This is a genomic window from Alteromonas gracilis, assembly GCF_036870955.2.
GTDB classification, from domain to species: domain Bacteria; phylum Pseudomonadota; class Gammaproteobacteria; order Enterobacterales; family Alteromonadaceae; genus Alteromonas; species Alteromonas gracilis_A.
The window spans coordinates 1,685,835-1,698,912 of sequence record NZ_CP145482.2; the positions used below are offsets into that span (position 1 = coordinate 1,685,835).

Sequence of the window (13,078 nt, forward strand, 5' to 3'; positions counted from 1 at the left end):
GGCTTTCTAGAAACTTAGGAAGTAAGAGTATGACGACAATAGAATTTTTTCATGATGCAGTTTGTGGGTGGTGCTATCTTCTATCACCCCGTTTAAAACAAATGGCAAACGAGTACGAAGTCACTATTGTACACCGAGCTTACGTTTTACAACGAAACAATGATGAGATCGCGACAAGATTTGGTTCTCTTGAATTGGCAAAAAGTGAGATTTTACGGCACTGGCAGCAATGTAAGTCACACGCCGAAGATCCCAGTAGAATCAACATCGAAGGGATGAGAGCGGCTAACTTTACTTATCCGAGTGGTTTTAACGCCGCGCTAGCAATGAAAACGGCCGAGGTAATAGAGGGACAGTCGGGGCACTGGAGGTATTTCGACGCAGTGCAAGACGCCCACATGAAAATGGCTAAAAACATAGCAGATATCGAAGTGCTGCTTGATATTGCAGAGCTACTCGGTTTTTCCCGCTTGGAATTTAAAGAGGTAATGGAATTAGATTCGACGTTTTATGCCGTGGAGCACGATATTGCTACAGCAAGAAATTTGGGAGTACGTAGTGTTCCTTCAATGCTGATAAATGGGAAACGGTTAATAAGTCAGACATTGACATTGGACCAACTGAGAGCGCTTTTCTATCAACTTGGTATCGCCCCTAAAGCCAAGAGCAGATCGTTAGTCAATGACCAGCATCACTATAACTTTAAGTGAGTGAGGCAAATTTAGAAGTAAAGGGAATAACAATGATTTCAGGTATTCAGCTAAGCGATGTATCAATACAAAAACTGCAACAGCGCAACATGGGCGAAGAAGATATAAATGCTTTCTCAAACCTTTTGTTAGAGGCACAAGGTAGACAAAGCAGTGCCTTAGACTATCTGGGAAGCCTTAGTACAGCTGAGCTTGAAATCTTGCAAAACGCCCACTCTCTTGCCGACCCCATAAACGTATCCGTTCTTAGTGAAGAAGGTGCAAGGAACTTACTTGCACAGCCTGATGACCAAGGAAAAGTGGACTTAAATAATGATGGCATAGTTGAGGTTGGTCTCGCCAAAACAATTCATTTTCCACCGAGTAAATGCTCCACAATTTGTAAAGGATGCATGGGAGAAGGCGACTGAGGGGATGGCAGAGTTTGATAAGGCTTTCTTGCAATTATCAATGCATCACTCCATTTATGGTACGGGTATCAATATTGATGGTGAGCAACGCCCCTTAAATGAAAAGGCGCTTTCACCTTCTCAGCAGTGGAGTGCGCTTGGCATTGAGAAACTGATGGATGCTAGGTATTCCAACCTTGAGTTTCGTGTAGCTCATGATGGATGGACAGACCAAAATAAAATGCTAAAGCAATTTTATGAGCAGTTTGAAAATGAGCTCAGCAAGGGAATAAGCAGTGCTCGGGTCACGCTCGCGAGCTCTAGGCATGCTTTAACTGCTCCACAGCAGACAGTTTTCTCAGAACAATCAAGTTATACAACCGACAAGCGAGGTAACGAGAACGCGGTAGAACAATCTCAATCAACATCTCTAAATTCGCTTGTAATAGACGCCAGAACCCGGCTGTACAGGCAAAAGTTAGAAGAAATCGATGCTGAAATAGAAACCGTTAATCGTGCTTCGACGCTATCTGAGAAAGAACGACATGATAAATTGATGGCATTGCACGCTGATAAAGAAAGCATTATCGAAGCGGCTAGAGAACAGCGCACAGAAGACGAGAAAAGAAAGTTCACGCTGACGAGATCCCAAAGACTGAGCGAAAACCTGAGGGAGCGTGAAATTAAAAACAGTATACATGGCTATAACAACACTACTCTGAGTGATTAGTGCGGCTGTTAAAATGAGAAGCGTAACATGGATATTAATTCAATAAGCGGAACAGCCTTTTATGGTCAGACCAATACTCAGATGGGTAACGCTGATGTTAACAATAAGAGAAACAGCGCAAATGTCGAGCAAGTTGTTGAAAGTGAAAAGTTGATTGACCCCAATTCAATTTCGCTGAACGAAGTCAACGCGTTGATAAAAAGTGGCTCAGATCAACTGCTCAATGTTGTGCCTTTTATACCCCCAAATACTATTTCGGATATTGGAACAGTAGCTGCCAGTGAGCTGAAAGTAGACTTACTTCACCAAGTCGAGACGATGATAGCGTTTAAGCGTAGCAACGGTGAAAACACGTCTTATCTTGAAGAGGTAGAGAGCACTTTGAGTGGGCTAAGAAATCAACCATTCCCCAAAAGGGTCAGTGAGTTCGTTTAAACTTATCTGTGAGCGCATATTCAAACGACGGGCGCTAGTGAGCCCAGTATTTTTTAACCTATCGTAAGTGTTGCCAGTCCACGCAGGTAAGTTTTTTGGAAAAAGTACCTTTTCTCAACCTATGTTAAGGAATCACAACTTGGCGACCCATATAGTACGGGCATCTTAAATACATTAAATGTCTAGTCGGAGAGATTAAAGTGAAAACAGTCATTACCTACGCAATATCATGTGTTATGGCGCTATTATTGTTCGCTCATTTCGGTGCAGGGGCTGAAGAGTCAAAAAGTAGAGTGCTAATTGTATTAACCAGTCATTCTGATTTAGGTGACTCTGGCCAAAAAACAGGTTTCTGGTTACCCGAACTAACTCATCCGTATTATGAATTCCTCGACGCGGGCTACCAGATTGATATCGCAAGCCCTCAGGGAGGAATGGCACCACTTGATGCTAAGTCGTTGTTAGAGCCTGATGAATACAGTGACCGCTTCTTGGAGGACGCCACGTTAATGGCGAAAGTAATGACAAGTATTCCGCTGTCACAAATCAACCCAAATGATTATAGCGCGATCCTATTTAGTGGTGGTTCTGGACCCATGTGGGACTTTCACAACAATGCAGATATTGATCGAATTGCGACGTCAATTTTCGAGCAAGGTGGGATAGTCTCAGCGGTATGCCACGGCACGGCAGCTTTGGCTGGAATTACGCTAAGCAACGGTAACTATTTGGTGGAAGGTCGAAAGGTAGCCGCATTTACACGCCAAGAAGAAATAGACATTCAGCAATTAGACATCATTCCTTTTCTGCTTGAAGAAAAGTTGACTTCTATTGGCGCGACGCACATACCTGGTGCACCTTGGGAAGAGAATGTCGTGGTAGACGGCAGGCTGATGACTGGGCAAAACCCTAACTCTGCAAAGAAACTTGCTCAGGAAGTCATTAACGCTCTGGAGCAATAGTTAAGCTTATCCATTGGGATTAACGGCCTTGCTGCTCCACACAATATTGGCGAGCAAGGTTGTACTATTAATGGCTGCTATGGGAGCAGTGCTGTCATTGATTAGGACACGGTTCTTGGGGGAAACTGTCAAATATTTTAAGTTTTTAACAACACTAACGCTACCTCATCACCGATACGTTTTACGTCTAATTTTACCTGCAGTGATAGAAACAAACGTGGATAAAAGTCGGAACTAATAGCCGTAGTGGATATTGGGGTGAAAAGCTAATCGTAAATTCGGAAGGGAAATTATTAGGTAAATTCAGATACTGATTCATACACGCCTGCAGAATTTTCCATAGATTTAGCGCCAACGACGTTTTTTTCATTCGCTCTTTCATTGGCTTGACGAAGTAATTCCTTCAAGGCGTCTTCTAATCTTTCTAATTTCTCTTTCAAGTCTTCAAGCTGCTTTTCTTGGTCATCGTTGAGTGGTTTTTGGTTGTTAAGTGTGTCGATATCTTTTTCAGTCTGTTCGATTTCTTCCTTGAGTTCATCCATTTTTCCTTGATCAATACCTAACCTGTTCAATCGAACCCGCTCGAAAGCCTCCTCTAAAAAACTTTTTGGTTTCAGAGCGTCATCAGTGGGGCCACTCTTAGCGTCGCTTTCTGCCATATTAATGGCAATAGATTGCCCCTTTTCTGGCTCATCGCTTTTTTCATGGCTTGATGTTTCTTTTACTGAAGACTTCTGGCCACGTTCGCTGGACATAGCCTGCCATAGGTCGAAGTCAGCTTGAGACACGATCATTTTTTATCCTTCTCGATTAATCAAAATTGATGGACCAATATGAATTTCTTTATAGCTACGCAATCAGGATGTCAGTCATAAACTGTCGACGCCGCCTATACGATTGGATTGCCCGCGGTAATCAGACTGCTACAATTCAATCTATAAGACCTTGCAAGAAAAATAATTTCTTCGAAAGCATCAATTACTTGCTCATCGCTCCATTCGTTTATTGCATTTCCTATTTGTATTTCAACTCTACAACCAAAATTGTCATGAATCACTCTATCAAACAGCCATACGTTATGTTTCTGTGCATATCGGATAGATGCTTTTTCTACACATTCTTTGCTTTCCAGAAACTCGAAAATAAAAGCGTTAGTTTGCACCGGATAAGGTATTACATGTCTACCAAAGTGCTTTGACAACGCGGTTGCAAGTGCTTTGGCCCTTTGGCAATAAATGGGGATATTTGGTAAATGTTCTTTAATACCTTGAAGTGCGCTCAATACATATGGAAATACGGTATAGATGTCCCCAGCAAGACGCGTTTTCCAAGGCAAGATGCTTTCAATCAGCTCGCGGTCTCCCGCGATGATCCCGCCAGCCATACCTCCCAGTGTTTTGTAAAGAGAAACATAAACACTATCTCCAATTGCAGCTACTTCACTATATTCTTTGTTCCAATATGCAGCGGATTCTAATAACCGGGCACCATCAATGTGTATAAAGTGACCATGTTCTCGACAATGTTGCTTTAGTTGAACTAAACAGCTCCAAGATGGAAGTAAAAAGCCTGCATGCCTGGTTGGAAGTTCTACAGAAACCGCGGCTAGATCACTAGGCAGTGCGGTAATATCAAGCGCTGTGAACGGGCTTGTTTTGTCTCCATAAAAGTGAGGCACTAATCCCATTACTTTTTTGTATGCGAGCCCCTCATCTTGTTCGATGTGTGAACATGAATGAAGCGCTATTTTATTGAACCCTGATAGCTCAGCGTAATGTTTGAGTACGCTAAGTTGTCCCATCATGCCTTTGTGAACAAACACTGCTTTTTCTTTACCCAGTAAATCGGCCATCGTTCTTTCGAGCGCTTCTAAAGCAGGTCCTGAGCCAAAACAATCAATTGAATAATCAACCTCAGGCATAGATAGCACACTTTCGAGCCACATTCGTTGACTGAATGGCTTATGCCTTGTTAGAAACTTTGAACATTGATGACGTAGTGGGTGATTGAAATTAAGAGGTTGTTCCATGTTATAAAGCGCCTCACTAGTAGCTGCCATGATGTTCTTTCATATTGAGTACCCACGAAGAAATGGACTCTAAAAAGCCATCGACTGGTTGACTATCTTTTGCGGCCTTGAAGAAATGGTCTGCATTGCCAAAAACAATCGTTTGAAAAGAAGTGTTGGATGTAAGCAATGCCATTTCAATACGGTCTTTGTTAGGGTCCAGTTTCACTTGATTGTCGAGCCCACCATGAAGGCTTAAAACTGGCACTTTTGTGGCACTTAAGTCTAATGTGGGGTTTACATACAAAAATGATGTTAAAGCTGGCAAACCATAATTAGTAACATATGTTTTCACATCGTTGCTTAGTCTGTCTTCAAACTCTTGCTCTGACAGGGGCTCATCTTTCAAACTGTTCTTGAGGATAGGTGTATAGTGTTCTTTAAACTGCTTTTCGAAATTTTCTGAGCTTCTCTGAGTCGCCGTTGCGTGCAGCAAGCGGTTGTTTGAAGAAACAAACTTTTCAAGCTCTTCAACGGAGTTCGCATCGTTGGCAAACTCATTTCGAGACTGTGTTAATACTAATTCAGCAATAGTCACGCCCGGCGAGCCCGCCAAAACGAGGCCTTTGATTTTATCATTTTCTGTAGCGACCCGCGTAGCGACTATTCCGCCTTGACTATGGCCAAACAGAATGAAGTCGGTAAATTGCTTCTCTTCTAAAGTGCTAAAGTGCCGTGTTATGTCATGTACGTCTTTGGTCAAATCAACCATAGTGCTGTTTACAAAATCATAGGTACTGGTGCCAACCCCTCTATCGTCGTACCGAAAACTTGCAATGCCTTCTTTGGCTAAGTGTTCAGCAATAATCTTGAACATGGGGAAACCATAAATAGTATTATCTCTGTCTTGCCAACTACTCCCTGATATAAAAACAACAAGTGCAGTAGATTGCAATTGCTTGGGCACCAGTAGCGTCCCACCAATATTGACATCATCGGTTGAAATCAAAACCTCAGTAGTCAAAGCGTCTCTTGATTCGTTAAACGAGTTTCCAAGCGCACTGAATGAGAAAAAGGTGAGTGCTGCAAAAATAATCGCTAGTGTTTCAAATCTAAAATTGAGTTTTGTCATGGGCTGGAACCTAACATGAATAAATTGGTTGTTTATTAATCTAAGTGAGTCTGTCCTTCGCGACCAACAAATAGTTTTCATGTGTTAGCGTCATTAAATTCATTATTAAAGGGAACACATTTGGACCATATTTCTTAAGTCCATTCCTGCCTCTTGGGAGAAAGAAATGCGTGTTCTTATTCTGATAATGGTTCTGTCTGTGGTCTCTGGTTATTTCATTCTCAGAGGTTTCGCCACGAGCAACTTTGAAAGGGAAAATTGCGAATTTAACAAATGTATTGAGGGCATCATGTTGCAGTTTGCTATTCCTGGTATGGCATTAGCTAAAATCAATCAAGGGGAGATCGAGTTCACAAAAACTTTTGGATTTGCCAACGTGGCAAAGGGAGTCGAGGTAAATGAGGATACGTTATTTCACGTCGCATCGATTAGTAAACCCATTATGGGGCTCTCACTCTTGCAACTGGTCGACAATGGACTTCTAGACCTTGACGAGGATATTAATTCCTATCTCCCTTTTGAGGTCATAAACCCACTTTTCAAAGATGAAAAAATTACGTTGAGGCACCTTGCTTCTCATACTTCCGGGATAAAGGACTTCCACGACCCTACGACTTTTATTGCAAACAAAGACCCCAAGATTTCTCTGCATCGCCATTTGCACTCTATGCTTTCAATTGGCGGTGAGAAATACGAGGGTGGTTCATATTTCTTCAAACAACCCCCAGGCTATTTTAGAAGCTACAGCAACTTGGCTTCGGGTTTAGCGGGGTTGCTGGTTGAGTCAGTAACTCAGATGCCTTTGTCACAATACAGCGATGAATTTACCTTGAAGCCTCTGGGCGCAGATAGAGCGTTTTGGCGTTTGAATGACACAGATTTCGACAATATTGCTGTACCTTATGAGTTGAACGTTTGCTTGCCTGATACAGAAATATGTACGAATGGGGACAACCAAGAACTCAATGATTTCATAAACGAATACGTGGACTTTTCGCCATCGAACATAAGGCTTATTGCGTACCCGCATTGGGGAAATCCGCAATATCCTGAAGGAGGATTGAGAGCTAGCATAGACAGTTTGGCCCACTTGATGGTGTCGATTTTAAATAACCAAAAAGCGAATGGTGATATGTTTTTAAGTCCAGACACCTATGCTGAGATGTTTCATAGCCAGCCGAATGAAAAACTGGCCCCCCGTCAGCGCTTTTTTTGGCGAGAGAATAGTAGTGGTTTGATAGGGCACATGGGGTCAGATTTAGGAGCATTTACTGCATTCTATTTTGATCCACACAGCAAAGATGGGTTCATTATCTTGATAAACAGGAGTTCTGACGAGCGACTAGCTGCTGCAATGACACTAATTGCAAAGTTATTAGCCTAAACTGGCTTGTACATGGGACCTTGGACTGGCTTCGCTGAACTGATAAGTTACGAGTTGATAGCGTTAACTAACTCTTTGAATCAGAATGAGAGATTTTCTGGGATAAGTATCTCGTAAACGTTGTCACTACAGCACTCGATGCAATTTCAGGCCTTACAGCTAATTGCATTGCTACGGTTCTGACATGTCCTGTTTTCAGGCTTAGCATTGAGATGTTGTTTGATTGTTGCTCTTGAATGAACCAAAGAGGAAGCCAGGCAAAACCAATATTATTCTCAAGGCTATTCCAAGCCTGATGAAAGTTACTCACAGTCAAGCGACTAACAGAGCCTAGCCAGCCAGAATTAACATTGTTACGTAGCCCTGCGTCACGAATTACCACTTGTCTAAACTCTTCCAATTCATTCAGGGGAATATTGTCGCGTCCAGATAATGCATGCTTTACATTTGCGACAGCACACAGGTCAACAGTAGTAATCAAGTTACTTGTAAAACCTGTTGGTGATGTACTAGCGATACCTATATCAGCAGTCCCGTCCTCCAAAAGTTCGCTGCATCGAGAGAGTGCTGTCTCGTAAACTTGAATGTTGAGTTCAGGAAATTCCTGCTCTAGCAAAGACAATGATTGCCAAAATATTTTTTGTGGGAACAAAACATCCACTGCTACATTGAGAGATGATCTAATTTCCATTTGTTGTGAAATGGCATCATGCTCCAATAAGTCTGCATGACTAACCAAAGTGCGAGCGGCGTTTAGTAAACTCTCACCGTAATCAGTTAGGATTGCCTTACGACCTACTATATCAAATAGGGGGTTGCCAATAGTACTCTCTAGCTTTTTTATACCGTGGCTAATAGTCGACTGGGTCTTATAAAGCGCATCTCCTGCTTGGGCGAACCCGCCATTGTCTACAACAGCTATAAACATCCTCCATTGTTCTAGGGAAATTTTGTGCATAGCTGACTCCAATTCATCGTGGTTGTAGAGTAGATATTGTTCAACTTTGTAGCTTGTAAAAAAGCGAAAGAAATTACATGGCCAAAATTGGTAACTTCTTTCGCCAAGCACTAAGTTAAATGCTAGCTTTTTGCCGTTCTAATCATGTTATACTATAGCTTATATCGACATGCTGAAATCACTAATAGGCAATCGAACTTTTTTATCATTTCTACTAGCATCACTGTTTGACCTTTCACCTAGCGCACAGATTACGGAGCTACTCAGTCCGTTCTCGTTCAGTTTCAAAACTTCATCAAACCCCTTTTTATCGAAACCAGCCATTGGACACGCATCAACTTGTTTGATGGCAGCGGCGGTAAGAAGGTTTCCTAGCGCAATGTGGATCTGACACTCCGCCCATTGTTCTAATTCAGATACGGTCATCCACAATAGCGTCTCTCGAACATGGTCTTTAAAGCCTGACAGTGAGCCAGGTGAAAGTCCACGCTCCTTCTCGACTCTTGTAAAGTGACTATCAATAAATCGACCATCTATGTCATTCAATCTCGCTAACACAAATAAGTGAGAGCATTCATGCACTTTTGTTTGCCCCATTGCATGCGGCAGCAATGCACGCTTTGTTTCTTCACTCTCTATAGTTATTAGTCTGTAAGGCTGCAAACCATAAGAAGATGCGCTAAGGCGAGTACATTCAATTAACTCATTGATGATAGAAACTGGTAGTTTCTTTTCACTAAATTCACGAACGGCATAACGCCAATTTAAAGCTTCAATTAGATTCATGTCTAAACCCTTACTGATAATAAAATTTAACGAGTTGAAATAAGATAGGCCCTAAACTAAAAAGCTAATGAGCATTTCTTGAACAAGTGAGCATTAAGTCGTCACTCGAAACTGCCAAGAACTGCCACTTATATTTGCTGTATTAGAATTCCTATTTTTGACATAGTGAAACAGAGTCTTTAAGTGCTGCGACGTGGAAAAAGAGTCTATAACGTATCGTCCATCTACGATTACTGCTGGAGTTGAGCTTATTCTGAAATCGTCAGCTCTTTTCACGTCACTCCTAATAGATTCTCTTAGTTCGCTCAAATAAAGGGCTGCAATCAGCTCTAAGTGATCAACTCCTAAAGACCAAGCGATTTGATTGAGCAGTCTGGCATCGCTTATATTTTTCGATTCGCATATAAAGGCGTTTTGAACCGCGTCATAAAAATCCCAGTGAGCTTCTTGACCTTGAATACGTTCTATTGCTTTAGCATATAGTGCTGCCATGTAGCCCTTAGAGTAGTCGAGATCTTCGTCACTTAACGAATAAGCGCGTTCTTTTTTCGTCCATGTTTTAAAGTCTCGGTCTTTTATAAGTGTTCTTTGAATGATCTTCACATTGTGCTCTTGCAAACTGCGCCTGATATGGGGAGAAAGCAAAAAGCACATAGAACAATAGGGGTTGTAGAAATACTCGATAGTTGTCACGTTTTCACCACTATTTCACTTTGTCACCCTCGATATTAGTTTCAAATCGAGACACAAAATAATGAATAAAAACTTTGTAAATGAATAAAAAAATTCATGGTGGACTTGATAGAAATATATGTTGTTTATTGAATAGCTAAATCTTTGTCTCAGACTAATTGGACATAGCTGGGGAGCTTAAAATGAAACGGCGCTACAGCGAAGAATAGAGCGCTTTGATATGAAGGGACATTAAACTAGTGATTTGGCGTTATTATATGTAATGCGGGTAATAGAAGTTTTCTCGCTAGTGTTAAGGATATGCGATGGTAAAAGTCATAAGCAAACCTGTCGCACCTCCAAGGATATGCGACACCAATACACATAGTTTCTTCTTAATGCGCTAAATGTTTTATGCCGCTGATACTTCCTCGACAGTAACTCCAGCATGTTTTGCCAGTCGTGCGATTAGGGCTTCGTTAAGTACTGACGCAGGTGTCCAGAACCCACCTTTTGCGTCTGGGATGTCATGGGCGATACATAAACCTGATTGAACAATCATTTTTGCCGTCGAGCCGTAGCCGGGATCCCTGTCACCTTCTACTTTGACTTCAATTTTTTCACCGTTGATCAGCGTGCCATAAAAACGCATGTCATACATTCCATTAAGTTGTTCTTTTTTACTTGGGCCTTCCCCTGGCTTTGGAAGTACAAATTTTTCTAAGAGTGCACGTAGCGGTGAGATATTCGCCGCTACCATAAACGCACCTAAGCCAAATGTAGTCTTTTTCGCGATACTCTTGTTCTTCGCTGACATGGCCTCGTCATACTTGAAGTTTTCACCGTACCTATTGCCTAGCAATGCATTGCTGCGATGAACCACCCGTTCATTGATAGAAGCCATAACAAATGGCATGGTCCACATTTGCAATTCGTCATCATACTCAGCACTTTTATGATTTTTTTGGCGAACAGAGAACGGGTGTCCATCTGGACAAAGCACATAAGGGTTCACCAATGCTTTACGCAGAGCTGGGTCGTTTTTAGCCTCTTTTAATACATTGAGAAGACTCGCGACGGTTCCTCCTGATGCGCCACCGCGAATTCGACGAACGCGCATTTTGATCTGGGAGGCTGGTTGGTAGGTTCGTTCTATTGCTAGTTTCTGCAGGTGATATACCCCTAAATCAGAAGGAATAGAATCGAAACCAGTACAATTGACCAGTCTAGCGCCACTATCTTGTGCTGCGGCATGATATTTATCTACCATACGTTTGATCCACTGAGGCTCGCCAGTTAAATCACAATAATCTGTTCCACTTTGTACGCACGCTTTCACAACGCTCTCGCCATATAGCGCATACGGTCCAACTGTTGTGATCACCACCTTAGTTTGTTCACACATGGCAAGCAAACCGCTTTCATCATCCGCAGAAACCACGATATGCGGGACGTCCAAGCCAATACGCTGTTTGACTTCGAGAAGTTTTTGCTCGCTTCTGCCTGCCATGGCCCATGAGACGTCTTCGCCTTCATACGTTGCCAGATATTCGCACATGATTTGGCCAACAAATGATGTTGCACCGTACAAAACAAAGTCATAAGTGGGTTGATTGCTTGCCATAATGGTTCCAGGTTGTTGTTTTTATAAAAAATCTTGCATGTTTACGCGAAAATGCGCAACGTCATTCGCATTTTATTTTTCTATCAGTGAATATAAACATTGAAAAGACTACTGCAAGACAAATAGATAACACTATAAGCTTGCGTTGCGCGCACGTTGTCGATATTTCTTCGGTGTTACTCCAGTCCACTTTTTATACGCTTTTACAAATGTGGGAGAATCTGCGTAACCAAGTTGCAACGCGATTTCCAGTATTGTGTTATTTTCATTTTGAAGAAGCGCTTGTGCACGATTGCGCTTGTGCTGTTCAGTGATACGCCTAAAGCTGGTCTTTTGGTCAGATAAGCGTCTTCGCATGGTGCTTTCGCTGACACCTATTTGTGCAGCTACGTCTGGTTGGCTTGGATAAGGCAGTTCATTAAAGCCATCTAATATAAGATTTATTTGCGTGCGCATATCACCTGAATCGGAATACATTTGATAGACCAATTCTTGAGCTTGTGTTTTGTAGAGCTTATGAGCCAATGCGTTGCTGTGCTTAAGCTTTTTAACGTCATCATTTTGGTTGGGATACGAACCCAGCTATAGGCTTGCTCAAATTGCGGCGAGCTTCCTAATAGGCGTGTGAATGCGTTTAGTTTGTCTCTTCCCGGGTGTTCTCTTGCGATACCACTGACGATTGTCAAACTTGGTATATCGCGCGTGATTTCTCGAATGAATGCTGCCGTTCCAGCAAAATCATAATCTACAAAGTAGGTTTTTAACCGTTTGTCAGGAAGCTGAGGAAGCGTTTGGCGCAACTCTAGATAATCATTTACGTAGTGAACGCTCACAGTACATATGTTTAGCGACAGCCTTTGAAATTGCACTGCACAGTCAATCATTTGTTTAAGCGATGGCGCGCTAAGCAGTAACATAGCGAACAAGCCATATGACGTCATTGTCACTTGCTCACCCAGTGTAATGCCTAAAATGGGATCATTGATACACCGCAGCGACTCCCTGGTTATTTCTGTATACGTATGAAAATCGACCTTGCTGGTTGCAGATAATTTCTCAAGTTCTAACCCGTGCTTTGCTAATAAAAGTTCAAGCTCTGTTCCTTGGTCCTGCAGCGCGCTAAACAAAGGAAGCAAGCTCATAACGGGAATGGATTTTTCAAACGGTGGCAAGAATATATCCTTTGTCGGTCATTGTGACTGAAATTGACAATTATTGGTTGATATTACCATATCGAAATTCAAGAGGTAGCGATAATGTAATAAAAGTAAAATAGATGTTAATAGGT

15 protein-coding genes are annotated in these 13,078 nt (G+C 42.1%); 6 read left to right on the forward strand and 9 right to left on the reverse strand.

The window, feature by feature from the left end; genetic code table 11:
* Nucleotides 1–29 precede the first annotated feature (29 nt).
* The 5 genes from V6N89_RS08190 to V6N89_RS08210 all read left to right on the forward strand — a co-directional run bounded on the left by V6N89_RS08190 (nt 30) and on the right by V6N89_RS08210 (nt 3,226).
* A complete protein-coding gene (locus V6N89_RS08190) occupies nt 30–710 on the forward strand; it encodes a DsbA family oxidoreductase (protein ID WP_338517118.1) in 681 nt (226 codons plus the stop codon).
* Between the two features lie 32 nt (nt 711–742).
* Entirely contained in the window at nt 743–1,120 is a 378-nt protein-coding gene (locus tag V6N89_RS08195; RefSeq protein ID WP_346993632.1) for a hypothetical protein, read from the forward strand.
* Between the two features lie 4 nt (nt 1,121–1,124).
* Nucleotides 1,125–1,829, forward strand: a complete 705-nt coding sequence (locus tag V6N89_RS08200) for a hypothetical protein (protein ID WP_346993633.1) — start codon at nt 1,125–1,127, stop codon at nt 1,827–1,829.
* Between the two features lie 27 nt (nt 1,830–1,856).
* Complete coding sequence (locus V6N89_RS08205) at nt 1,857–2,264, forward strand: hypothetical protein (protein ID WP_338517120.1); 408 nt, start codon at nt 1,857–1,859, stop codon at nt 2,262–2,264.
* A gap of 200 nt (nt 2,265–2,464) precedes the next feature.
* Nucleotides 2,465–3,226, forward strand: coding sequence for a type 1 glutamine amidotransferase domain-containing protein (locus V6N89_RS08210; protein ID WP_338517121.1), 762 nt, complete (start codon nt 2,465–2,467; stop codon nt 3,224–3,226).
* A 293-nt stretch (nt 3,227–3,519) separates the two neighbouring features.
* On the opposite strand, the gene V6N89_RS08215 is transcribed toward V6N89_RS08210, so the two are convergent.
* The 3 genes from V6N89_RS08215 to V6N89_RS08225 all read right to left on the reverse strand — a co-directional run bounded on the left by V6N89_RS08215 (nt 3,520) and on the right by V6N89_RS08225 (nt 6,366).
* Nucleotides 3,520–4,020: a hypothetical protein gene (locus V6N89_RS08215; RefSeq protein ID WP_346993634.1), complete on the reverse strand. Its 501-nt coding sequence runs from the start codon at nt 4,018–4,020 to the stop codon at nt 3,520–3,522.
* Between the two features lie 95 nt (nt 4,021–4,115).
* Nucleotides 4,116–5,147: a threonine aldolase family protein gene (locus V6N89_RS08220; protein WP_338517124.1), complete on the reverse strand. Its 1,032-nt coding sequence runs from the start codon at nt 5,145–5,147 to the stop codon at nt 4,116–4,118.
* A 124-nt stretch (nt 5,148–5,271) separates the two neighbouring features.
* Nucleotides 5,272–6,366, reverse strand: a complete 1,095-nt coding sequence (locus V6N89_RS08225) for an alpha/beta hydrolase (RefSeq protein WP_346993635.1) — start codon at nt 6,364–6,366, stop codon at nt 5,272–5,274.
* A 166-nt stretch (nt 6,367–6,532) separates the two neighbouring features.
* Here V6N89_RS08225 and V6N89_RS08230 point away from each other — a divergent pair, with 166 nt between their 5' ends.
* Nucleotides 6,533–7,750 (forward strand): serine hydrolase domain-containing protein, encoded by a 1,218-nt coding sequence (locus tag V6N89_RS08230; RefSeq protein ID WP_338517127.1) that lies wholly within the window; start codon nt 6,533–6,535, stop codon nt 7,748–7,750.
* A 67-nt stretch (nt 7,751–7,817) separates the two neighbouring features.
* Here the strand turns inward: V6N89_RS08230 and V6N89_RS08235 are convergent, their stop codons facing one another.
* From V6N89_RS08235 to V6N89_RS08260, 6 genes are all read right to left on the reverse strand, one after another.
* Complete coding sequence (locus tag V6N89_RS08235; protein ID WP_338517128.1) at nt 7,818–8,708, reverse strand: LysR family transcriptional regulator; 891 nt, start codon at nt 8,706–8,708, stop codon at nt 7,818–7,820.
* A 159-nt stretch (nt 8,709–8,867) separates the two neighbouring features.
* Nucleotides 8,868–9,494, reverse strand: coding sequence for an NAD(P)H-dependent oxidoreductase (locus tag V6N89_RS08240; protein ID WP_338517129.1), 627 nt, complete (start codon nt 9,492–9,494; stop codon nt 8,868–8,870).
* A 93-nt stretch (nt 9,495–9,587) separates the two neighbouring features.
* On the reverse strand, nt 9,588–10,187 hold the full coding sequence (locus V6N89_RS08245; RefSeq protein ID WP_338517130.1) for a DsbA family oxidoreductase: 600 nt from the start codon (nt 10,185–10,187) through the stop codon (nt 9,588–9,590).
* Between the two features lie 391 nt (nt 10,188–10,578).
* Complete coding sequence (locus tag V6N89_RS08250) at nt 10,579–11,790, reverse strand: saccharopine dehydrogenase family protein (RefSeq protein WP_338517131.1); 1,212 nt, start codon at nt 11,788–11,790, stop codon at nt 10,579–10,581.
* Between the two features lie 132 nt (nt 11,791–11,922).
* A complete protein-coding gene (locus V6N89_RS08255; RefSeq protein WP_338517132.1) occupies nt 11,923–12,267 on the reverse strand; it encodes a helix-turn-helix transcriptional regulator in 345 nt (114 codons plus the stop codon).
* Nucleotides 12,231–12,962 (reverse strand): AraC family transcriptional regulator ligand-binding domain-containing protein, encoded by a 732-nt coding sequence (locus V6N89_RS08260; protein WP_338517134.1) that lies wholly within the window; start codon nt 12,960–12,962, stop codon nt 12,231–12,233. The genes V6N89_RS08255 and V6N89_RS08260 overlap by 37 nt, the downstream gene beginning before the upstream one ends.
* Nucleotides 12,963–13,078 lie beyond the last annotated feature (116 nt).